Source organism: Microbacterium sp. oral taxon 186 str. F0373 (genome assembly GCF_000411455.1).
In the GTDB taxonomy this organism is placed as follows: Bacteria; Actinomycetota; Actinomycetes; order Actinomycetales; family Microbacteriaceae; genus Microbacterium.
In genome coordinates this window covers 549,418-569,803 of sequence record NZ_KE150458.1, presented here as the reverse complement: position 1 = coordinate 569,803, position 20,386 = coordinate 549,418, and the positions used below count along the sequence as shown (strand labels likewise).

The window sequence follows — 20,386 nt, the reverse complement described above, 5'->3', positions numbered from 1 at the left end:
TCATTCTCCGTTCGTGACGTGCGGGGAAGCGTCTGCGCGGGCCGCGTTGCGACGGTCGAGCGCTCTGCCCTTGATGGTCGCATACGCGTACATGCCGCCGAAAATCACGCCGACGATGACCAGCGCGGGCACGAGCAGTCCGCCCAGTACGACGACGAGCTGCCAGAGCCAGCCGAGCAGGATGCCCACCCGTGAACGTGTCAGGCCGGTCGTGAGGATCAGGAGCGCCGCCAGCACGGAGCCGCCGACGATCCCCCACCAGGACGGGATGCCGGCGGGAAGCACGTTCAGACCGTAGACCGCCAGGCCGCCGAGGAAAACGATGATCGACTCGAACCCGAGCACGACCTGTGCGAGCGATTCCTCCGCGCCGCGTGCGCGCCGCGCGCGTGCGCTCACGCGCTCCACCCGGCCTTCCAGTCGCCGTCCGCGGCGAGTTGCAGGGCCTCGCCCGCCAGCACGACGCTGCCCGCGATGACGACCGCGCGTCGGTCCGAGCTCGCTGCCCATTCGCGCGCGGCTTCGGCCGCGTCAGCGAGGTCACGGTGCACGGTGACGGGGATTCCCGCGGCCTCGACGAGGTCGGCCAGCGCATCGGGGTCGGCAGCCCGCTCGGAGTCCGGCGCCGTCACGAACACCTGGGTCGCCGCCGGCGCGACAGTGGCGACGATCCCCGCGATGTCCTTGTCGGCGAACGCGCCGAGCACGATGCCCCATTCGTCGAAGTCGAACGAGTCGCCCAACGCGGCCACCAGAGCGCGTGCGCCGTGCGGGTTGTGCGCGCTGTCGATGAGCACGGTGGGCGCGACCCCGATCAGCTGGAGACGGCCGGGCGAGGTCACCTGTGCGAGTCCGTCAGTGAGCACATCGGGTGCGATCGGCTGTCGACCGGCGCCGATGAGCGACTCGACGGCCGCGATGGCCAGGGCCGCGTTGTGCCCCTGGTGCGCGCCGTACAGCGGCAGGTAGAGATCGTCGTATGTCGCCGCGAGGCCCCGCACGCTGAGCTGCTGTCCGCCGACGGCGAGCGTTTGGCTCGTGAGGCCGAAGGCCGTCCCCTCGACCGCGAGGGACGCGCCTCGCGCGGCCGCGGCTGCGGTCAGGACGCTCAGGGCCGAGGGATCCTGCTGTGCCGACACCGCGGCGGCGTCGGTCTTGATGATCCCCGCTTTGACGGCGGCGATCTCGGCGATCGTGTGTCCGAGCTTGTCGGCGTGGTCGAGATCGATCGGTGCGATCACCGCGACGTCGCCGTCGGCCGTGTTCGTCGAGTCCCACGTGCCGCCCATCCCGACCTCGACGACGGCCACGTCCACCGGCGCGTCGGCGAAGGCCACGAAGGCGAGCACCGTGAGCAGCTCGAAGAAGGTGAGAGCGGCGTCCCCGGATGCCGCGAGCTCCGCGTCGACCAGGTCGACGATCGGGGCGATCTCGTCCCAGGCATCGGCGATGAGTGCGTCCTCGATCGGCTCACCGTCGATCATGATGCGCTCGGTGAAGCGTTCGAGATGGGGACTCGTGAACAGCCCGGTGCGCAACCCGTGGGCACGCACGATCGACTCGATGATGCGGCTGGTCGAGGTCTTGCCGTTGGTCCCGGTCACGTGCACGACGCGGTAGGTCCGCTGCGGATCGTCGAGCAGTTCCAGCGCGCGACGGGTGCGTTCGACCCGGGGCTGCACCCACTGCTCACCCTGACGGGTCAGCAGGCTCTGGTAGACGGCGTCGGCGCGCTGACGGTCGTTCACGAGGACGCTCCGATCCGGGTGACGGCGACGGTGACGTCGCCGGCGTTGGCGTAGGTGCCGGCCGCGACGAGCGCCGTGTGGTCGGCGTCGATCGTTTCGGCCGCAGCCAACACCGATCCCTCCCCGACGAGCGCAGTGCCTTCGGGTGAGACGACCGCGTAATCGAGGGCGAGTGTCTCCCCCGCCACGTCGGCGGTGCCGAAGGCGGACGCAACGGCCGCGGCATCCTCCGACGAGCTGAACAGCAGCTGCAGGCGGATGCGGTCGCTCACGTCGAACCCGGCGGCCTTGCGCGTGTCCTGCACGGCGCGGACGATGTCGCGGGCGAGTCCCTCGGCTTCGAGCTCCGGCGTGGTGGTCGTGTCCAGCAGCACGAAGCCGCCCTGGCGCTCTCCCGACCCCGCCAGCACGGCGAGCGCCTCCCCATCGGGGCGGCCGGCCGTCTCGAGCACGAGGTCGTACTCGCCGGGCTCCAGGGCGATCCCGCCGACGACGACCGTGCCCTCGGCATCCGTCCACTCCCCCGCGCGCGCGGCGGCGATCACCTGCTGCACCTGCTTGCCCAGACGCGGGCCCGCCGCGCGAGCGTTGACCGAGAGGCGGTGGGTGATGCCGTAGTCGGCTGCCGTGTCCGCCTCGAGCTCGACGAGCTCGACGGCCTTGACGTTGAGTTCGTCGCGCAGGATGTCCTCGAACTGTGCCAGCGCACGGGCATCCGCCACGACGACGGTCAGTCGGGGAAGCGGCAGACGCACGCGCTTGCCCTCCTTCTTGCGGAGGGCGTTGGCGACGCTGGAGACGTCGCGAACGGCGTCCATGGCCGTGCGGATGTCGGCCGCGGCGGGGAACGCATCGGCGTCGGGCCAGTCCTCCAGGTGCACGCTGCGGCCGCCGGTGAGCCCCTGCCAGACGCGCTCGGAGATGAGCGGGATCAGCGGTGCGGCGACGCGCGTGAGCGTCTCGAGCACCGTGTACAGGGTGTCGAAGGCTTCGGTCGACGTCTCGTCGTCGGTCACCCCGACCCAGAACCGGTCGCGCGAGCGGCGCACGTACCAGTTGGTGAGCGCCTCGGCGAAGTCGCGGAGCTTCGCCGCGGCCGTCGTCGAGTCGAGCTGTTCGAGGTCGGCGGCGACGCCGCGCACGAGGTCGCCGGTGAGGGCGAGGATGTAGCGGTCCAGAACGTTCGTCGAGTCGGTGCGCCAGCGCGCCTCGTATCCGTCGGTGGTCGCGGCGTTCGCATAGGTCGCGAAGAAGTACCACGTGTTCCACAGCGGCAGCAGGAACTCGCGCACGCCCGCGCGGATGCCCTCCTCCGTCACGATGAGGTTGCCGCCGCGCAGCACCGACGAGGCCATGAGGAACCAGCGCATCGCATCGGAGCCGTCGCGGTCGAACACCTCGCTGACGTCGGGATAGTTGCGCAGCGACTTGCTCATCTTCTGGCCGTCGCTGCCGAGCACGATGCCGTGACAGGCGACGCCCGTGAAGGCGGGCCGGTCGAACAGGGCGCCGGAGAGCACGTGCATGACGTAGAACCAGCCGCGCGTCTGGCCGATGTACTCGACGATGAAGTCGGCCGGTGCGTGCTCGTCGAACCACTCGCGGTTCTCGAACGGATAGTGCACCTGCGCGTAGGGCATCGAGCCCGAGTCGAACCACACGTCGAAGACGTCCTCGATGCGGCGCATCGTGCTCTGCCCGGTCGGATCGTCGGGGTTAGGCCGGGTCAGCTCGTCGATGTAGGGACGGTGCAGATCCACGTCGCCCGCGGCATTGCGCGGGAGGCGGCCGAAGTCGCGCTCCAGATCGGCGAGCGACCCGTAGACGTCGACGCGCGGGTACTCCGGGTTGTCGCTGCGCCACACGGGGATCGGCGAGCCCCAGAAGCGGTTGCGGCTGATGGACCAGTCGCGGGCGCCTTCGAGCCACTTGCCGAACTGCCCGTGCTTGACGTTCTCCGGCGCCCAGGTGATCTGATCGTTGAGTTCGATCAGGCGGTCCTTGATCGCCGTGACGCGCACGAACCAGCTGGAGACGGCCTTGTAGATCAGAGGGTTGCGGCACCGCCAGCAGTGCGGGTAGGAGTGCTCGTAGGAGGCTTCGCGCAGCAGGCGACCCTCGGCGCGCAGCAGGCGGATGAGCGGACGGTTGGCGTCCATCCAGAGCTCGCCCGCGACATCGCCGACCTGCGGGAGGAAGCGTCCGCCGTCGTCGAGGCTCATGATGAGCGGGATGCCTGCCGCCTCGGTGATCCGCTGGTCGTCCTCACCGAAGGCGGGTGCCTGATGCACGATGCCCGTGCCGTCGGTCGTGCTGACGTAGTCGTCGACGAGGATGCGCCAGGCGCTCTCGGTGCCCCAGACCTCGGCATCCGCGTAGTAGTCGAAGAGCCGGTCGTAGTGGACGTCCGCCAGCTCGCTGCCGAGGACGGTTCGCTCGACGGCCTCGGCCGCGTCGGCCGGGGTCTCGTAGCCGAGGTCCTTCGCGTAGCCGCCCAGCAGGTCGGAGGCGAGCAGGTAGCGGTGGGCGGCTGCGCCCTCGTCGTCGCCGGATGCCGGGACATCCGCCGCGCCGTGCGGCCCGCCCGGCACGACGACGTACTCGATGTCGGGGCCGACGGCCAGAGCGAGGTTGGTCGGCAGCGTCCACGGCGTGGTCGTCCACGCCAGGGCGCGCACGCCGGTGAGCCCCAGGCTCTCCGCCTTCACACCGACGAGCGGGAACGTGACGGTGACCGAGGGGTCCTGGCGCATCTTGTAGACGTCGTCGTCCATGCGCAGCTCGTGGTTGGACAGGGGGGTCTCGTCGCGCCAGCAGTAGGGCAGCACGCGGTGCCCCTCGTAGGCGAGGCCCTTGTCCCACAGCTCCTTGAACGCCCAGAGCACCGACTCCATGTAGCCCGTGTCGAGCGTCTTGTAGCCGCGTTCGAAGTCGACCCAGCGCGCCTGGCGGGTGACGTAGTCCTCCCATTGCTGCGTGTACTCGAGCACCGACTCGCGGGCCTTCGCGTTGAAGGCGGCGATCCCCATCTGCTCGATCTCGCTCTTCTCGGTGATCCCGAGCTGCTTCATGGCCTCGAGCTCGGCGGGAAGGCCGTGGGTGTCCCATCCGAAGACGCGGTCCACCTTCTTGCCCCGCATGGTCTGGAAGCGCGGGAAGAGGTCCTTCGCGTACCCGGTGAGCAGGTGCCCGTAGTGGGGCAGTCCGTTGGCGAACGGGGGGCCGTCGTAGAACACCCACTCCTCGGCACCGTCGCGCTGCGCGATCGACGCGCGGAAGGTGTCGTCGCGCGCCCAGAAGTCGAGCACGTCGCGCTCGATCGCGGGAAAGCGCGGGCTCGGAGACACGTCGGCGGCGGGCCCGAAGGGGCTCGTGTCGCCGGCGGCGGGGTTCGTCGAGGGACGGGGGTAGCTCATGTCACTCCAGCAGGTGCTCGTGCATCGTGGGAATCGTGCAGTCTTCCTGCGAGGACGATCGTGCGACCGCGGTACCACCCCGCTTGCCGACGCGGTGAAGCGGCGGCCACTCGTGCGACGGCTGTGACGGGCCTGCCCCGCGCGGTTCTAGCGGCCCCGGACGGTTCCTGGGCGTTCTTCCGCGAGCTCCCCGGTGATGGCCGGATCAGTGCTGATCAGAACATCATACCGGGAGCGTAGGCTCGAGGGATGGCCGGCCGTCCCCCCGCTTCCTCTCGTCCGCGGGCACCGCGTGTGAGCGCGCCGGACCTTCCCGATCACCTCGATGAGGTACCGGCCCTGCGCTCCCGCGCCGACCTTCTCGGCGTCGTCGTGACGGGTGTGAGCGCAGAGGTGGATGCCGCGCACTGTCGGCTCATCGAATCTCGGGTGGCCGCGGCATCCGGACCGGCCGCCGGCCACGTCGACGTCACGGGTGCCACCTTCGTGGACGTCGCTGTCGACGGGCTGCGCGCGATGGCTCTCGTCGCGCGGGACGCCAGCTGGCGCAACGTCACGGTCGGTGGAGGGCGGGTGGCCACGCTCGACGGGCAGCGTGCCCGCTGGGACAGCGTGGTGGTGCGCGACGTGCACATCGACTACCTCTCGCTGCCGTCCGCCGAGCTCACCGACGTGCTCTTCGTCGACTGCACCTTCGGGACGGTCGATCTCCCGGAGGCCCGGCTGGCGCGGGTCGCCTTCGAAGGATGCCGCGCCGACGAGGTCGACACCCGAGGGCTGCGATGCGACGACCTCGATTTCCGGGGGCTCGAAGCCCTCGCCTTCACCGACGTCCGTGCGCTCACGGGCGCGTGGCTCCAGCCGCGTCAGGCGGAACTGCACGCCGCCGCGTTCGCGCAGGCTCTCGGCATCCGGATCTGCGCGTGACGCCCGATCCCCGCGTGCGCATCGAGACCGCGCGCCTTCAGCTGAGGGAGATGACCGACGACGATCTGCCGGACCTGCGCGCGATCCTCCACGACCCGCAGGCGATGACGGCTTACAACGGCGCCTTCAGCGCCGCGGAGTCGATGGCGTGGCTGCAGCGCCAGCGCCAGCGCTACCGCGACGACGGCTTCGGGCTGTGGGCGGTCGTGCGCGGTGACACCGGGCGGATGATCGGACAGTGCGGCATCACACGCCAGCAGATCGATGGCGACCAGGTCATCGAGGTCGGTTACCTGTTCCAGCGTGCCCACTGGGGTCACGGCTACGGCGTCGAGGCGGCCGCGGCGTGCCGTGACTGGGCCTTCTCGACGCTGCCGATCGACGAGCTGTACGCCAAGATCCGCTCGACGAACATCGCCTCCATGAACCTCGCCATCCGGCTGGGCATGACGGTGCGCCGTACCTTCACGACGCACTATCGCGGCGTCGACATGCCCCACCTCGCCTTCGCGATCGACCGGGGCACGTGGGCGCGCCGCTCCGATGCGCGGCCGATCGGTTTTCGAGGAGATGTCGCGAACTGAGGATCGGATCGGGTCGGGCGCTCCTCGGCATCCGCCATTTCCTCGGCATCCGCCGGGCGGTCTGCCTCCCGGCCGTGATACCTCTCACTTCTCACGGTGCAGCCCCTGCGCGACGGCGCGCATGATGAGGGCCTGCACCTCGTGCCAGCGGTCGACGAGCTGGCTGTAGCCGACGCGGATGACGTGATAGCCGAGAAGCATCAGTTCGGCGTGGTGCGCGATGTCGCTCGTGCGCTGGGCGCCGACGTGCGTTCCGCCGTCGATCTGGATCACCAGTCGCGCTCCGATCAAGAAGTCGACACGGTGCCCTGCGATCCACGCCTGCGGAACGATCGGCACGCCGAGCCAGCCCAGACGCGACACGAAGATCGTCTCCAGCCCCGACCCCGAGTAGGGGCTCGCGCACTCGAGCAGCCGGCGGGCGGAGCCGCGAAACGGAAGTCGGCGCAGCTCTTCCAGGCGGACGAGCTTCTTGTCGAGAGCGGGCTCCCATACGATGAGCGCCTCTTCGAACGAGAGACACTGAGCGACCAGCGCGAGCACATTCTCGATCTCGTCGACGACGGCGTCGGGATGCCGCGGCACGATCGGCTCTGCCCAGTGCACGTGCGCCCGCGCTGCGCGGACGGTGCCCGAGCGCGGCGGTGCGGCGACGTGGGGGCGCCGTCCCCGATCGAGCACCCAGAGACCGAGCCGCTCCGCCTGGGTCACACACGACACCACGACCCCCGCTCGAGCCGCAGCCACGAGGTGCGGATCAGCGTCGGGCACGGCTACCCACCCCTTTCGGGGTCGCTGCAGCCGCTGCAGGTCGACCGCCGTCCGCACACTGCGTTCGCTCCATCCGCGCTCGCGCAGTCGGCGCACGCGCACGACCCCACCGCCATGGCGCACCTCGTCCTCGATCGACACGGGACCAGCGTCTCGCCCCGGGTTCCCCGTGGCCGGGAATCCCGGTCCTGTGGACACCGCAGACGTCTCCCCCGGGCTGGGGAGAAGGCGACGGCGCGCCGGATGCCGAGGAGATGCCGCGAACTGAGGATCGGATCGGGTCGGGGGCTCCTCGGCATCCGCTATCTCCTCGGAACCTACCGGCGCGCGCCCGGTAGACTGGGGCGCACATCCCACACTCAGGCACGCTCACACAGTGCCGCACATATCGCTCGAGGAGACCCATGTCCGACGCGCAGATTCCCGACAAGCCCGGCCTCGAAGGCCTCGAGCAGAAGTGGGATGCCGCGTGGAGCGCGGCAGGCACCTACCTCTTCGACCGCGACGCGGCGAAGGCCAAGGGTCGCGCCGGTGTGTTCTCCGTCGACACGCCGCCGCCGACCGCATCGGGATCGCTCCACATCGGCCACGTCTTCAGCTACACGCACACCGACGTGAAGGTGCGCTTCGAGCGCATGCGCGGCAAGACCGTGTTCTACCCCATGGGCTGGGATGACAACGGGCTTCCCACCGAGCGTCGTGTGCAGAACTACTACGGCGTGCGCTGCGACACCTCGCTGTCGTACGACCCCTCTTTCACTCCCCCGTTCCGCGGCGACGCGAAGAGCCTCAAGCCCGCGGACCAGGTGCCCATCAGCCGCCGCAACTTCATCGAGCTCTGCGAAGAGCTGACCCTGGAGGACGAGAAGGCGTTCGAGGACGTCTTCCGCCAGCTCGGTCTGTCGGTGGACTGGACGCAGACCTACCGCACGATCTCGGACGACACCATCCGCACGAGCCAGCTCGCGTTCCTGCGCAACCTCGAGCGCGGTGAGGCGTATCAGGCGCTCGCGCCGACGCTGTGGGACATCGACTTCCGCTCCGCGATCGCCCAGGCCGAGCTCGAGGATCGCGAACAGCAGGCGTCGTATCACCGTCTCGCCTTCCACAAGAGCGACGGCTCGGGAGACATCCACATCGAGACGACCCGCCCCGAACTGCTCGCGGCCTGCGTAGCCCTCGTCGCCAACCCCGGCGACGAGCGGTACCAGCCGTATTTCGGCCAGACGGTTCGCACGCCGATCTTCGACGTGGAGGTGCCCGTCCTCGCGCACCCGCTCGCCCAGCAGGACAAGGGTTCGGGCATCGCCATGGTGTGTACGTTCGGAGATGTCACCGACATCATCTGGTGGCGTGAGCTCGACCTGCCCAACCGGACGATCCTCGGCCAGGACGGACGTATCCTTCCCGACGCCCCCGATGCCGTGACCACGGATGCCGCAAAGGCCGCCTACGCGGAGCTGGCCGGGCTCACCGTGTTCAGCGCCAAGAAGAAGATGGTCGAGCTGCTGGAAGCCTCGGGCGAGCTGCTGCAGGTTTCGAAGCCGTTCAGCCACCCGGTGAAGTTCTACGAGAAGGGTGACCGTGCGCTGGAGATCGTCTCCACGCGCCAGTGGTACCTGCGCAACGGCGCCCGCGACGAGGCGTTCCGCGAGAAGCTCATCGCACTCGGTCAGGGCATGCAGTGGCATCCGGACTTCATGCGCGTGCGCTACGAGAACTGGACCAACGGCCTGACCGGTGACTGGCTCATCAGCCGCCAGCGCTTCTTCGGCGTGCCGATCCCCGTCTGGTACCCGCTGGACGAGAACGGCGACCGGGTCGAGGGCGGTGTGATCACCGCCGAGGTCGCGAGCCTGCCGGTCGATCCGACCACCGACGTGCCGCCCGGGTTCACGGAGTCCCAGCGCGGCGTTCCCGGCGGCTTCGAGGGTGAGAAGGACATCTTCGACACCTGGGCGACCTCCTCGCTCACGCCGCAGCTGGCCGGCGGATGGCAGCGCGACGAAGAGCTCTGGAACGTCGTCGCGCCGTTCGACCTGCGTCCCCAGGGCCAGGACATCATCCGCACTTGGCTGTTCTCCACGATGGTCCGCTCGGCCCTGGAAGACGATCGGGCGCCGTGGTCGGATGCCGCCATCAGCGGCTTCATCGTCGACCCCGATCGCAAGAAGATGTCGAAGTCCAAGGGCAACGTGGTCACCCCCGCCGACATCCTGGACCAGCACGGCACCGATGCGGTGCGGTACTGGGCCGCATCGAGCCGGCTCGGCGCCGATGCCGCGTTCGATCCCCAGAACCCGACGCAGGTGAAGATCGGGCGACGCCTGGCGATCAAGGTGCTCAATGCAGCCAAGTTCGTGCTGTCGTTCCCCGTGCCGGCGGGCGCTGAGGTGACCCACGCTCTGGATGCCGCAATGCTCGCGACTCTCGACCGTGTCGTGCGCGATGCCACGGCCGCCTTCGAGGTGTACGACCATGCCCGCGCGCTGGAGATCACCGAGGCCTTCTTCTGGACGTTCTGCGACGACTATCTCGAACTCGTCAAGGAGCGCGCCTACAACCAGACCGACGTCGGACAGGCCTCCGCGGCACTCGCGTTGCGCACGGCGCTGTCGACGCTGCTGCGTCTGCTCGCCCCCGTGCTCGCGTTCGCGGCCGAGGAGGCCTGGTCATGGTTCGAGGACGGTTCCGTGCACACCGCGCCCTGGCCGGAGCCTCTGGGCACGGGCGCCGGGGATGGCGCCGCCGGTGACCCGGCCGTGCTCACGGCGGCCAGCGCGGCGCTCATCGGCATCCGCCGGGCGAAGACCGAGGCCAAGGCGTCGCAGAAGACGCCGGTCGCGCGTCTCGTGCTGCGCGGCGACGATGCGACCATCGCCGCGCTCCGTCTCGCAGAGGGCGACCTCAAGGCCGTCGGGCGCATCGCGCAGCTGGAGCTGGTCGGAGGCGGCGAGGGACTCGTCGTGGACGCCGTCGAGCTCGCGCCGGAGGCCTGAGATGCAACTCGGAACCCGGTGGACGAGCGGTGACGAGCCGCCCACGGCTGTTCCCGCGGTTCTGCGGGCGCAGATCCACGCCGTCGATCGTGCGCTTGCCGGCGATGACTTCGGACAGCCGCGCCCGCGGTGGACGCTCACCTTCTTGGAGGGGCGACCGATCGCCGAGCTCGACACCGGCGTGATCGTGGAGGTCGCGGCATCCGGCGAGGTGACCGTGCGTCACGACGACGAGGATGAGTTCGGCTGAGCGGGAACAGCAGCGCTAGCCGTCGGCCCGCGTCGGTGTGACGACGTCGTAGACGAGCCGAGCGAACGGCCCGGCCACATCCGCCGATCGCAGTGAGAGATGCTCGGACTCGATGCGCCGAGGCAGGAGAGGCGCCCCCGAGCCGAGCATGGCGGGGGCGATCGACACGGCGATCTCGTCGAGGGCGCCGGCATCGAAGAACTGACCCGCCAGGTCGCCGCCGCCGACGACCCAGATGTCACGATCGCCGGCTGCGGCGCGGATGCGGGGCAGGGCTTCGGCGACCGCTCCGGAGACGAAGGTGACATCGGCGCCGGCAGGAGTCGGGAGTGTGCGCGTGGTGAAGACGAACGTGGGTGTGTCTGCGTAGAGCTGCCGCCAGCGCTCGGGGTGCGCCAGCACGTCCTCCGCGGCGAGCACCCACTCGTACGTCGTCGCTCCCTCCACGAGCACGCCGGCGTTCGAGGGAAGCAGGTCCGGATCGGGGTCGGCCCCACCCGCCGCAGCGAAAAGCCAGGCGAGGGAGCCCTTCGCATCGGCGATGAACCCGTCGAGCGAGACGGCGGTGTCGAAGACGATTCGTCCCATGTCGTCGACCGTAGGGACCCCCTCCGACACCGCCGTCTCGAGCGCGCTCACGCGATCTCCGCGCCCGCCTGCCGTGTTCCGACGATCAGCAGTCGCACGCCGAAGAGAGCGACGATCGCCGTCGCCGCGCCACCGATGAGGAAGGGCAGACGCAGATCGATACGCGCAACGAGGCCGCCGAGGATCGTCGCGATCGGGAACAGCCCCCAGGTGAGGGCGCGCGTGACCCCCAGCACCCTGCCGAAGATCTCGGGCGGGATGATCTGCTGACGAAGACTGCCCCACGGCACATTCCAGATCGACACCGCGCACGCGGCGAGGGCGAAGGCGATGATGGCCGTCCAGACCGACGGTGCGATGCCGGTGAGCAGCATTGCGACGCCCCCGCTGAAGATGGCCCAGAACATCACCGGTCCCCGGCCCCATCGGGCGACGAGGCGGGGCGCGAGGAGCGATCCGCAGAGGGCCCCCACGCCGAGGCCGGCGGTGACGAACCCGATCGCGGCCGCCGGGACTGCCATCGCATCGACGAAGAAGAGCACGATCACGGCCTGCGCGAAGGCGAGTGCGCATCCGGTGAAGGCGGTGAAGACCACCATCGTGCGCAGATACCGGTGGTGCCACAGGTAGGCGAGCGCTTCGCGTGTGCCCGCACGCGGCGTGGCGGGCTCTGTTGCGCCGGCCGGATCAGGGACGGTGCGAAGGGAGCGTGCCGCCGAGAGGGGCAGGAACAGAGCGAGAACGACGGGGACGAGGTAGCCCGCTGAGCCGATCCAGAGCGGCAACGCGAGCGAGACGGCGAACAGGACGCCGGAGATCGGTGTGGCGATGAAACTGTCGACGGTGACCTGGGCGGCTTGGATCCAGCCGTTCGCCCGGTCGAGCTGATCGCGCTCGACCACCCCGGGGATGACCGCATTCGTGGCGTTGTCGAACAGGGTCTCGCCCAACCCGAACACCAGCGTCGCGACGAACAGCGCCCAGAGGCTGAGGCTTCCCGATGCCCCGAGGATCGCGAGCCATAGTGCGACGGTGCCGCGGATCACGTTGGCCAGCGCCATGACATGGCGACGATCCATGCGGTCGACAATCATTCCCGCAGGTAGCCCGAAGACCAGCCACGGAAGGAACGCGAGGGCCGTCAACGCGGAGATCACGAGAGGGTCGGAGCTCAAGGTGATGGCGATGAGCGGAACCGCGGTGCGTCCGATCCCGTCGGCGAGATTGCTGAAGACGGCTGCCGACCACAGGGTGCGAAAGCCGCGCCCGAGGGGGGCACGGTGCACAGGCGGGCGCGGGGAAGATGCCGGTGTCTCGGCATCCTGGTGGGCGGTGGGAGCGGTCACGAGCTGAGTCCTTCTTCCGGGAGGGGGAACACATCGGTGCGGATGCTGATCGGATGGAGATCCGCGCCGGTCTGGTCGCGGTAGAGATCGCCGTAGCGGAGCACGAGCTCGTGCATCTCTGTGATGAGCGCCTTCGTCTGTGCCGGCGTGAGTCGCAGGGTCGATGTGGCGACCATCGCGGTGGCCTCGTCGAGGCCTTCGGGAGAGGTCAAGGTCTCGTTGACGTACCGCATCAACTGCTGGTGACGCCGGGTGAGGAACTCGCTCATCACGAGCTGCGTCGCGGCTTTGCCGGCGGGTGTCTTCAACGCCTCGGGGTTGGTGAACGAGATGCCGCCCCTGGGCCGCTCCCACCACCGCTCGCGACCGGTGCCACGACCGCTGACCTCTCGGATGAGGTCGTGCTTCGCCAGCGCGCGCAGGTGATAGCTGGTCGCCCCGGAGGACTCCCCCGTCATCGCCGCGAGCGAGCTGGCCGTCTGCGGCCCGTATTGATTGAGGATGTCGTAGATCTCGATCCGCAGCGGGTGCGCGAGCGCGCGCAGAGCTCCGGGATCGAGGGGGCGCTCCTCCGCCCGCTCGCGCGGGGCTCCGGGAGCGGCATCGTCTGTCGTCATGGTGCAAAGATAGCGTTGCAAAGAATGCTTTGCAAGCAGAGGTTTGTACTTTCCGTCCTACGCTGGAGTGATGACCGATGTCGACGCCAATCCTCTGCTGGTTCCTTCCTCCCTGCCCTATGGCCTGCCTGACTACCCGTCGATCTCGCCGGCGCATTACCTGCCCGCCTTCACCGTGGGATTCGCGCGTCACCGCGAGGAGATCGACGCCATCGTGGCGGACGACTCCTCCCCCACGTTTGAGAACACGATCGTCGCGCTGGAGCGCGCCGGAGAGCTGTTGGGCCAGGTCGCGCGCACCTTCTACACGGTCTCCTCAGCCGACGCGACGCCCGAGATCCAGGAGATCGAAGAGACGCTTGCGCCGCTGATGGCCGCGCACCACGACGCCGTGCAGCTCGACGGAGCCCTGTACGCGCGCGTGCAGGCCGTCTATGAGAGCCGCGACGAGCTCGGACTGACCGCAGAGGAGTACTACCTCGTCGAACGTCGCTTCCGCGAGATGACGCACGCCGGCGCGGGACTCGACGATGCCGAGAAGCAGCAGCTCACGGCCCTCAACCAACGATTGTCGGTGCTCGCGACGACGTTCGAGAAGAACCTGCTGGCCGACACGAATGAGCTCGCCGTCGTCTTCGACTCCGCCGACGAGCTCGACGGGCTGACGGAGGGCGAACTTTCTGCCGCTGCGCAGAACGCCGTCGACCGCGGACTGTCGGACCGGTACGTGGTGACGCTCACGCTCTTCACCGGACACCCGTATCTGTCCAGTCTCACGCGCCGCGAGAGCCGCCGGCGTCTGCTCGAGGCCTCGCGATCCCGGGGCTCTCGAGGAAACGCGAACGACAATCGCGACGTGCTGCGTCAGATCGTGCGTCTGCGTGCGCAGCGCGCGAGCCTTCTCGGCTACGACAGTCACGCCGCGTACGTGACCAGCGACGAGACGGCCGGCTCTCCCGAGGCCGTGCATGCGCTGCTGCGGCAGCTCGCCGCACCGGCGGCGGCCAACGCGCGGGCGGAGCAGGCGGCCCTGCAGGCGATGGTGGATGCCGGGCCCGAGCCGTTCCCGCTCGAGGCACACGACTGGGCGTTCTATACGGAGCGCGTCCGCGCCGCCGAGTATGCCGTGGATCGCACGGCGCTGCGGCCCTGGTTCGAGGCTGAGCGGGTGCTCGTGGACGGCGTGTTCCATGCGGCGACCGCGCTGTACGGCGTCACGTTCACCGAGCGCCCCGATCTGCCCGCGTACCACCCCGACGTTCGTGTCTTCGAGGTCCATAACGCAGACGGCTCCGAGCTGGGTCTGTTCCTCTTCGACCTGTATACGCGTGACACCAAGCGTGGCGGGGCGTGGATGAACTCGATCGTGACCCAGTCGCACCTGCGCGGTACGCGCTCGATCGTGGTGAACAACCTCAATGTGCCCAAGCCGGCCGCCGGGCAGCCGACGCTGTTGACGCTCGACGAGGTCACGACGATGTTCCACGAGTTCGGGCACGCGCTGCACGGCCTGTTCGCGACGGTGACCTTCCCGCACTTCGCGGGGACTGCCGTCTTCCGCGACTTCGTGGAGTTTCCGAGCCAGGTGAACGAGATGTGGATCCTCTGGCCGGAGGTGCTCTCGTCGTACGCGCGGCACATCGAGACCGGTGAACCGCTGCCCGCCGATGTGGTCGACAGGCTTCACGCCTCCGAAGCCTTCAACCAGGGGTTCGCGACGAGCGAGTATCTGGCGGCGGCGTGGCTCGATCAGGCCTGGCACGGACTGGACATCGACACAGCGGATGCCGTGGCGGACGTCGCCGCGTTCGAAGCCGCGGCCCTCGCCGACATCGGGTTGGACAACCCCGTCGTTCCGACGCGATACTCCTCGACATACTTCGCCCATGTGTTCTCGGGTGGGTACAGCGCGGGCTACTACTCGTACATCTGGAGCGAGGTGCTCGATGCCGACACGGTGGAGTGGTTCGCAGAGAACGGCGGCTTGACGCGTGCCGGGGGCGATCGCTTCCGCGAGCGGGTGCTCGGAGTGGGGGGATCGAAGGATCCGTTGGAGGCCTACCGCGATTTCCGCGGCCGCGACGCGGACATCGCGCCTCTCCTGGTGCGGCGCGGGCTCGGAAGCTGACGAGCGAGCGGGAGACGGTGGGCGAACGCCCCGTCTCCCGCTCGCCGTTCAGGGCGCCCCGGAGGGGGCAGGGAGGGTCGTCGGCGACGGCGGAGCCGTTGCGGGAGCCTGGGGCGTGGGCGTCGCGGACGGCATCGACGCCGGGCACTCGATCGGACGGTAGGACGAGCGACCCTGTCGCACGTGGAAGCGGAAGCACTCCGTGGCGCTTCCTGCGGCGACCCCCGGCTGGAAAAGTTCGCGCGACGGCTGCGGCTGGACACTCGCGCGAAGGCGAACGTCAACGCGTGCGCCGTCAGCATCCGATGTCGTTCCGCGCCACGCATATGCCTGCACGTCGGCACCCGCGACAGCGCCGGTGAACTGGGTGGCGGCAAGCGTCTGTGCATCCACGCCCGGTCCGGGCTGGTTGACCCTGCGCTCCAGTTCGCGCGCTGCCATGTCGACACGGGCGTGCGCGATCGATTCGCCATCGCGGGGGCCGAAGGCGTGCATGAAGGTGACGGCACCGACTCCGGCGAGGATGAGGGTGGCCATCACGATGGCGACGGCGATGCGGAGCACGCGAACGCCTCTGCGCGGCTGTTCCCGGGATGTGTGCGGTGCGGACACCGCTTCAGGCGCTCTTGCGCTTGTGCTCCAGCACGAGGGTCGGTGGAGCTCCCTCGGTGACGGCTGCGCGGGTCACGATGACCTTGGCGACGTCATCCGTGGAGGGGATCTCGAACATGATGGGACCGAGCACGTCCTCGAGGATCGCGCGCAGGCCGCGGGCGCCGGTCTTGCGGGCGACGGCGAGGTCTGCGATCGCGCGGAGGGCGTCGTCCTCGAACTCCAGCTCTGCGCCGTCGAGTTCGAACATGCGCTGATACTGCTTCACGAACGCATTCTTCGGTCCGGTGAGGATCTCGATGAGTGCCGCCTGGTCGAGCGGCGCGACGGACGTCACCACGGGCAGGCGGCCGATGAACTCGGGGATCAGGCCGAACTTGTGGAGGTCTTCGGGCTGGACCTCGCCGAAGAGGTTGAGGTCCTCGGACTTGCGATGCAGCGGTGCACCAAAACCGATGCCGTGCTTGCCGACACGCGCGGAGATGATGTCCTCGAGGCCCGCGAAGGCGCCCGCGACGATGAAGAGCACGTTGGTGGTGTCGATCTGGATGAACTCCTGGTGCGGGTGCTTGCGGCCCCCCTGCGGGGGCACGGAGGCGACCGTCCCCTCCAGGATCTTCAGCAGTGCCTGCTGGACGCCTTCGCCGGATACGTCGCGCGTGATCGACGGGTTCTCGGCCTTGCGGGCGATCTTGTCGACCTCATCGATGTAGATGATGCCGGTCTCGGCGCGCTTCACATCGAAGTCGGCCGCCTGCAGGAGCTTCAACAGGATGTTCTCGACGTCTTCGCCGACGTAGCCGGCCTCGGTGAGTGCGGTGGCATCCGCAACGGCGAAGGGGACGTTGAGGCGCTTCGCGAGCGTTTGGGCGAGGTAGGTCTTTCCGCACCCGGTGGGGCCGAGCAGGAGGATGTTGCTCTTCGCGATCTCCACCTCATCGGCACGCTGCTCGGCCGACTGCAGGGTGCCGTGGGCGCGCACGCGCTTGTAGTGGTTGTACACGGCGACGGCGAGAGCCCGCTTGGCCGGCTCCTGACCGACGACGTACTCCTCGAGGAACGAGAAGATCTCGCGCGGCTTGGGCAGATCGAAGTCGCTGACGACGCCGTCCGACGACTCGGCCATGCGCTCTTCGATGATCTCGTTGCAGAGCTCGACGCATTCGTCGCAGATGTAGACGCCGGGACCGGCGATCAGCTGCTGCACCTGCTTCTGGCTCTTGCCACAGAAGGAGCATTTGAACAGGTCGGCGCTCTCACCGATGCGAGCCATGGTGCTCCTCCTCCAGAAACCTCTCAGGGATGCGATTCGAGCCTAACCGCTGCGACCGACATCTCGTCGGATTGCGACACGGTTGTGAAACTCTCGACACCTGACGAGGCCCCGCAGTCGGGGGGTGACGGCGGGGCCTCGGTCGCGGTGTCGTCGGGTCAGGACGTCAGTGCCGCCGGAACGCGCTTGCGCGAGGTCAGCACCTGGTCGACGACGCCGTACTCCAGGGCCTCTGATGCCGACAGGATCTTGTCACGGTCGATGTCCTTGTGCACCTGCTCCTGCGTGCGGTTGGTGTGGCGCGCCATCGTCTCTTCCAGCCACGTGCGCATGCGCATGATCTCGGCGGCCTGGATCTCGATGTCCGACGCCTGACCGTGGCCGGACTCGCCGACGGCAGGCTGGTGCATCAGGATGCGGGCGTTCGGCAACGCCAGACGCTTACCCGGGGCTCCGGCCGCCAGCAACACCGATGCGGCGGAAGCCGCCTGGCCGAGCACGACCGTCTGGATCTCGGGCGAGACGAACTGCATCGTGTCGTAGATGGCCGTCATCGCGGTGAAGGAGCCGCCCGGCGAGTTGATGTACATGATGATGTCGCGGTCGGGATCCTGCGACTCGAGCACGAGCAGCTGCGCCATGACGTCGTCGGCGGACGCGTCGTCGACCTGGACGCCGAGGAAGATGATCCGATCCTCGAACAGCTTGTTGTACGGGTCCTGGCGCTTGTAGCCGTAGGCGGTGCGCTCTTCGAACTGCGGCAGGATGTAGCGGCTGGAGGGCATCTGAAAGCCCTGCGGGATGCCGGCGGTGGGCATGTTCATTCTCGGTTCCTTCAGTTCTTGGTGCCGCCGCCGCCGATGACATCGGTGGCCGACTCGCGGATGTGGTCGACGAAGCCGTACGCCAGGGCCTCCTCGGCGGAGAACCAGCGATCCCGGTCGCCGTCGGCGTTGATCTGCTCCACGGACTTGCCGGTCTGGGCGGCGGTGATCTCCGCCAGGCGCTTCTTCATGTCGAGGATCAGCTGCGCCTGCGTCTGGATGTCGCTCGCCGTGCCGCCGAAACCGCCGTGCGGCTGGTGCAACAGCACGCGCGCGTTGGGCGTGATGTAGCGCTTTCCCTTGGTGCCTGCGGTCAGCAGGAGCTGTCCCATCGAGGCGGCCATGCCGATGCCGACGGTGACGATGTCGTTCGGAACGAACTGCATCGTGTCGTAGATCGCCATGCCTGCGGTGATGGAGCCGCCGGGCGAGTTGATGTAGAGGTAGATGTCCTTCTCGCTGTCTTCGGCCGCGAGAAGCAGGATCTTGGCGCAGATCTCGTTCGCGTTCTCGTCGCGCACCTCCGACCCCAGCCAGATGATGCGGTCTCTCAGCAGCCTGTCGAAGACGCTCGTAGCGACAAGTGGTTCAGCCATGGATACTCCTGATTCCGGGTTTCCGTACGCCATTGAATCTATCTGCGCGGGCACGCCGCCTCGCCCGTGTTCGCCGTCGGCGGAGCCTCGTGTCGCGCGTATCGGCCCGGGCAACGACGAAGGGCCGGATGCCGCAGCATCCGACCCTTCGTGGGGACGCGTCCCCGTGGACTTACTCCGCGTCGGCCTTCTTCGCCGGCGCCTTCTTGGCAGCGGGCTTCTTGGCTGCGGGCTTCGTGGCGGCCGGCTCCTCGGCGGCATCCGTGTCGGCCTTCTTGGCGGCGGGCTTGCGCGCCGGTGCCTTCTTGGCCGGCTTCGCCTCGGCGTCGGCTGCCTCGTCGGCGATCTCCTCCGCCTCGGCGACAACCTCGGCCTCGGCTTCGGCCTCGTCCTCCACGACGAAGCCGGTCAGGTCGACCGCCTTGCCGTTGGTGTCGACGACCGACACCTTGCCGAGGGCGATGGCGAGCGCCTTGTTGCGGGCGACCTCGCCGACCATCGCCGGAAGCTGGTTGCCCTGCTGGAGCGCGTCGACGAACTCCTGGGGTGCCATGCCGTACTGCGCGGCGGACTGGATCAGGTACTGGGTCAGCTCCTCCTGCGAGACCTGCACGTCGTGCGCCTCGGCGAGCTTGTCGAGGATCATCTGGGTGCGGAACTGCTTCTCGCTCGCCTCGGTGACCTCGGCGCGGTGCTCGTCGTCCTCCAGGCGCCCCTCGCCCTCGAGGTGGGTGTGCACCTCGTCTTCGACGAGCTGCGCCGGGACGGGGATCTCCACCTTGGCGAGCAGCGCCTCGATGAGCTTGTCGCGCGCGGCGGCACCCTGCACGTAGACCGACTGCTCGGAGACGCGCTCGGCGAGGCTCGCGCGCAGCTCCGCGATCGTGTCGAACTCGCTGGCCATCTGCGCGAAGTCGTCGTCGGCCTCGGGAAGCTCGCGCTCCTTGACGGCGGTGACGGTCACGGAGACCTCCGCCTCCTGGCCGGCGTGGTCGCCGCCGACGAGCGAGCTGCGGAACGTCGTGTCCTCGCCCGCGGTCAGCGACTCGACGGCCTCATCGATGCCCTCGAGCAGCTCGCCGGAGCCCACCTCGTACGACACGCCCTCGGCGCGGTCGATCTCGGCGCCGTCGATGGTGGCGACGAGGTTCAGCTCGACGAAGTCGCCCTTGGCCGCGGGACGGTCGACGGTCACGAGCGTGCCGAAGCGACCACGCAGGCGGTCCAGCTCGGCGTCGATCGCGGCGTCGTCGGTGTCGACGGCGTCGATCTCGACGGTCACGCCGTCCAGGGCCGGCAGATCGAACTCGGGACGCACGTCCACCTCGACCTCGACCTTGAGGTCACCGGAGAAGTCCTTGTCGCTCGGCCACTCGATGACCTCCGCCGACGGGCGACCGACGATGCGGACCTCGTTGGCGGTGACGGCTTCGCGGTAGAAGGTGTCGAGGCCCTCGCTGACCGCGTGCTCGATGACGGCGCCGCGGCCGACGCGCTGGTCGATGATCGGCGCGGGCACCTTGCCCTTGCGGAACCCGGGGATCTGGATGTCCTGGGCGATGTGCTCGTACGCGTGCGAGATGCTCGGCTTGAGCTCGTCCGGGGTGACCGTGATGTGCAGCTTGACCCGGGTGGGGCTGAGCTTCTCGACGGTGCTGGTGACCATGCCTGTGTTCTCCTCGTGTCCGGACGCACACGTGCGCGTCC

At 68.8% G+C, this 20,386-nt stretch carries 17 protein-coding genes; 5 read left to right on the top strand and 12 right to left on the bottom strand.

Annotated features, from left to right (window positions below; genetic code table 11):
• The 3 genes from HMPREF1529_RS12845 to ileS are packed head-to-tail and all read right to left on the bottom strand — an operon-like array spanning nucleotide 1 to nucleotide 5,164.
• Nucleotides 1-408 (bottom strand): DUF4233 domain-containing protein, encoded by a 408-nt coding sequence (locus HMPREF1529_RS12845; RefSeq protein ID WP_005053480.1) that lies wholly within the window; start codon nucleotides 406-408, stop codon nucleotides 1-3.
• Nucleotides 396-1,748, bottom strand: coding sequence for a bifunctional folylpolyglutamate synthase/dihydrofolate synthase (locus HMPREF1529_RS12840; protein WP_016465123.1), 1,353 nt, complete (start codon nucleotides 1,746-1,748; stop codon nucleotides 396-398). The genes HMPREF1529_RS12845 and HMPREF1529_RS12840 overlap by 13 nt, the downstream gene beginning before the upstream one ends.
• A complete protein-coding gene (gene ileS / locus HMPREF1529_RS12835) occupies nucleotides 1,745-5,164 on the bottom strand; it encodes an isoleucine--tRNA ligase (protein ID WP_016465122.1) in 3,420 nt (1,139 codons plus the stop codon). Before ileS ends, HMPREF1529_RS12840 begins: the two co-directional genes overlap by 4 nt.
• A 249-nt stretch (nucleotides 5,165-5,413) precedes the next feature.
• Here ileS and HMPREF1529_RS12830 point away from each other — a divergent pair, with 249 nt between their 5' ends.
• Together HMPREF1529_RS12830 and HMPREF1529_RS12825 are read left to right on the top strand one after the other, a co-directional pair.
• Nucleotides 5,414-6,091 carry a hypothetical protein gene (locus tag HMPREF1529_RS12830; RefSeq protein WP_016465121.1) on the top strand — a complete coding sequence of 226 codons (678 nt, stop codon included), beginning with the start codon at nucleotides 5,414-5,416 and terminating at the stop codon, nucleotides 6,089-6,091.
• A complete protein-coding gene (locus HMPREF1529_RS12825; RefSeq protein WP_016465120.1) occupies nucleotides 6,088-6,675 on the top strand; it encodes a GNAT family N-acetyltransferase in 588 nt (195 codons plus the stop codon). Before HMPREF1529_RS12830 ends, HMPREF1529_RS12825 begins: the two co-directional genes overlap by 4 nt.
• A gap of 84 nt (nucleotides 6,676-6,759) precedes the next feature.
• Here the strand turns inward: HMPREF1529_RS12825 and HMPREF1529_RS16365 are convergent, their stop codons facing one another.
• Entirely contained in the window at nucleotides 6,760-7,587 is an 828-nt protein-coding gene (locus HMPREF1529_RS16365; protein WP_036283524.1) for an endonuclease domain-containing protein, read from the bottom strand.
• A gap of 263 nt (nucleotides 7,588-7,850) precedes the next feature.
• Between HMPREF1529_RS16365 and valS the strand changes: the two genes are divergently transcribed.
• On the top strand, nucleotides 7,851-10,445 hold the full coding sequence (gene valS / locus HMPREF1529_RS12815; RefSeq protein WP_016465118.1) for a valine--tRNA ligase: 2,595 nt from the start codon (nucleotides 7,851-7,853) through the stop codon (nucleotides 10,443-10,445).
• A gap of 1 nt (nucleotide 10,446) precedes the next feature.
• On the top strand, nucleotides 10,447-10,695 hold the full coding sequence (locus tag HMPREF1529_RS12810) for a hypothetical protein (RefSeq protein WP_016465117.1): 249 nt from the start codon (nucleotides 10,447-10,449) through the stop codon (nucleotides 10,693-10,695).
• 15 nt (nucleotides 10,696-10,710) lie between these two features.
• Here HMPREF1529_RS12810 and HMPREF1529_RS12805 read toward each other — a convergent pair whose 3' ends face one another.
• Genes HMPREF1529_RS12805 through HMPREF1529_RS12795 form a run of 3 tightly spaced genes read right to left on the bottom strand, consistent with a single transcriptional unit; the run spans nucleotide 10,711 to nucleotide 13,246 of the window.
• Nucleotides 10,711-11,283 carry a dihydrofolate reductase family protein gene (locus HMPREF1529_RS12805; protein ID WP_198013071.1) on the bottom strand — a complete coding sequence of 191 codons (573 nt, stop codon included), beginning with the start codon at nucleotides 11,281-11,283 and terminating at the stop codon, nucleotides 10,711-10,713.
• 47 nt (nucleotides 11,284-11,330) lie between these two features.
• Nucleotides 11,331-12,629: an MFS transporter gene (locus HMPREF1529_RS12800; RefSeq protein WP_005053459.1), complete on the bottom strand. Its 1,299-nt coding sequence runs from the start codon at nucleotides 12,627-12,629 to the stop codon at nucleotides 11,331-11,333.
• Complete coding sequence (locus HMPREF1529_RS12795) at nucleotides 12,626-13,246, bottom strand: winged helix-turn-helix domain-containing protein (protein ID WP_016465115.1); 621 nt, start codon at nucleotides 13,244-13,246, stop codon at nucleotides 12,626-12,628. The genes HMPREF1529_RS12800 and HMPREF1529_RS12795 overlap by 4 nt, the downstream gene beginning before the upstream one ends.
• 70 nt (nucleotides 13,247-13,316) lie before the next feature.
• Between HMPREF1529_RS12795 and HMPREF1529_RS12790 the strand changes: the two genes are divergently transcribed.
• On the top strand, nucleotides 13,317-15,374 hold the full coding sequence (locus HMPREF1529_RS12790) for a M3 family metallopeptidase (RefSeq protein WP_016465114.1): 2,058 nt from the start codon (nucleotides 13,317-13,319) through the stop codon (nucleotides 15,372-15,374).
• Nucleotides 15,375-15,422: 48 nt separating this feature from the next.
• Here HMPREF1529_RS12790 and HMPREF1529_RS12785 read toward each other — a convergent pair whose 3' ends face one another.
• The 5 genes from HMPREF1529_RS12785 to tig form a co-directional block, all read right to left on the bottom strand.
• Nucleotides 15,423-15,938, bottom strand: a complete 516-nt coding sequence (locus HMPREF1529_RS12785) for a hypothetical protein (RefSeq protein WP_016465113.1) — start codon at nucleotides 15,936-15,938, stop codon at nucleotides 15,423-15,425.
• 52 nt (nucleotides 15,939-15,990) lie between these two features.
• Nucleotides 15,991-17,259: an ATP-dependent Clp protease ATP-binding subunit ClpX gene (gene clpX / locus HMPREF1529_RS12780; RefSeq protein ID WP_005050338.1), complete on the bottom strand. Its 1,269-nt coding sequence runs from the start codon at nucleotides 17,257-17,259 to the stop codon at nucleotides 15,991-15,993.
• A gap of 158 nt (nucleotides 17,260-17,417) precedes the next feature.
• Nucleotides 17,418-18,083, bottom strand: a complete 666-nt coding sequence (locus HMPREF1529_RS12775; RefSeq protein ID WP_016465112.1) for an ATP-dependent Clp protease proteolytic subunit — start codon at nucleotides 18,081-18,083, stop codon at nucleotides 17,418-17,420.
• Between the two features lie 11 nt (nucleotides 18,084-18,094).
• Nucleotides 18,095-18,679: an ATP-dependent Clp protease proteolytic subunit gene (locus HMPREF1529_RS12770; protein ID WP_016465111.1), complete on the bottom strand. Its 585-nt coding sequence runs from the start codon at nucleotides 18,677-18,679 to the stop codon at nucleotides 18,095-18,097.
• A 172-nt stretch (nucleotides 18,680-18,851) separates the two neighbouring features.
• Nucleotides 18,852-20,345: a trigger factor gene (gene tig / locus HMPREF1529_RS12765; protein WP_016465110.1), complete on the bottom strand. Its 1,494-nt coding sequence runs from the start codon at nucleotides 20,343-20,345 to the stop codon at nucleotides 18,852-18,854.
• Nucleotides 20,346-20,386 lie beyond the last annotated feature (41 nt).

Bases quoted from the DNA above. Each gene is read 5' to 3' on its own strand.
- HMPREF1529_RS12775 (WP_016465112.1), bottom strand. From the start codon at position 18,083: ATGAACATGCCCACCGCCGGCATCCCGCAGGGCTTTCAGATGCCCTCC.
- HMPREF1529_RS12795 (WP_016465115.1), bottom strand. From the start codon at position 13,246: ATGACGACAGACGATGCCGCTCCCGGAGCCCCGCGCGAGCGGGCGGAG.
- HMPREF1529_RS12790 (WP_016465114.1), top strand. From the start codon at position 13,317: ATGACCGATGTCGACGCCAATCCTCTGCTGGTTCCTTCCTCCCTGCCC.
- HMPREF1529_RS12830 (WP_016465121.1), top strand. From the start codon at position 5,414: ATGGCCGGCCGTCCCCCCGCTTCCTCTCGTCCGCGGGCACCGCGTGTG.
- HMPREF1529_RS12805 (WP_198013071.1), bottom strand. From the start codon at position 11,283: ATGGGACGAATCGTCTTCGACACCGCCGTCTCGCTCGACGGGTTCATC.
- clpX (WP_005050338.1), bottom strand. From the start codon at position 17,259: ATGGCTCGCATCGGTGAGAGCGCCGACCTGTTCAAATGCTCCTTCTGT.
- HMPREF1529_RS12810 (WP_016465117.1), top strand. From the start codon at position 10,447: ATGCAACTCGGAACCCGGTGGACGAGCGGTGACGAGCCGCCCACGGCT.
- ileS (WP_016465122.1), bottom strand. From the start codon at position 5,164: ATGAGCTACCCCCGTCCCTCGACGAACCCCGCCGCCGGCGACACGAGC.
- valS (WP_016465118.1), top strand. From the start codon at position 7,851: ATGTCCGACGCGCAGATTCCCGACAAGCCCGGCCTCGAAGGCCTCGAG.
- tig (WP_016465110.1), bottom strand. From the start codon at position 20,345: ATGGTCACCAGCACCGTCGAGAAGCTCAGCCCCACCCGGGTCAAGCTG.
- HMPREF1529_RS12770 (WP_016465111.1), bottom strand. From the start codon at position 18,679: ATGGCTGAACCACTTGTCGCTACGAGCGTCTTCGACAGGCTGCTGAGA.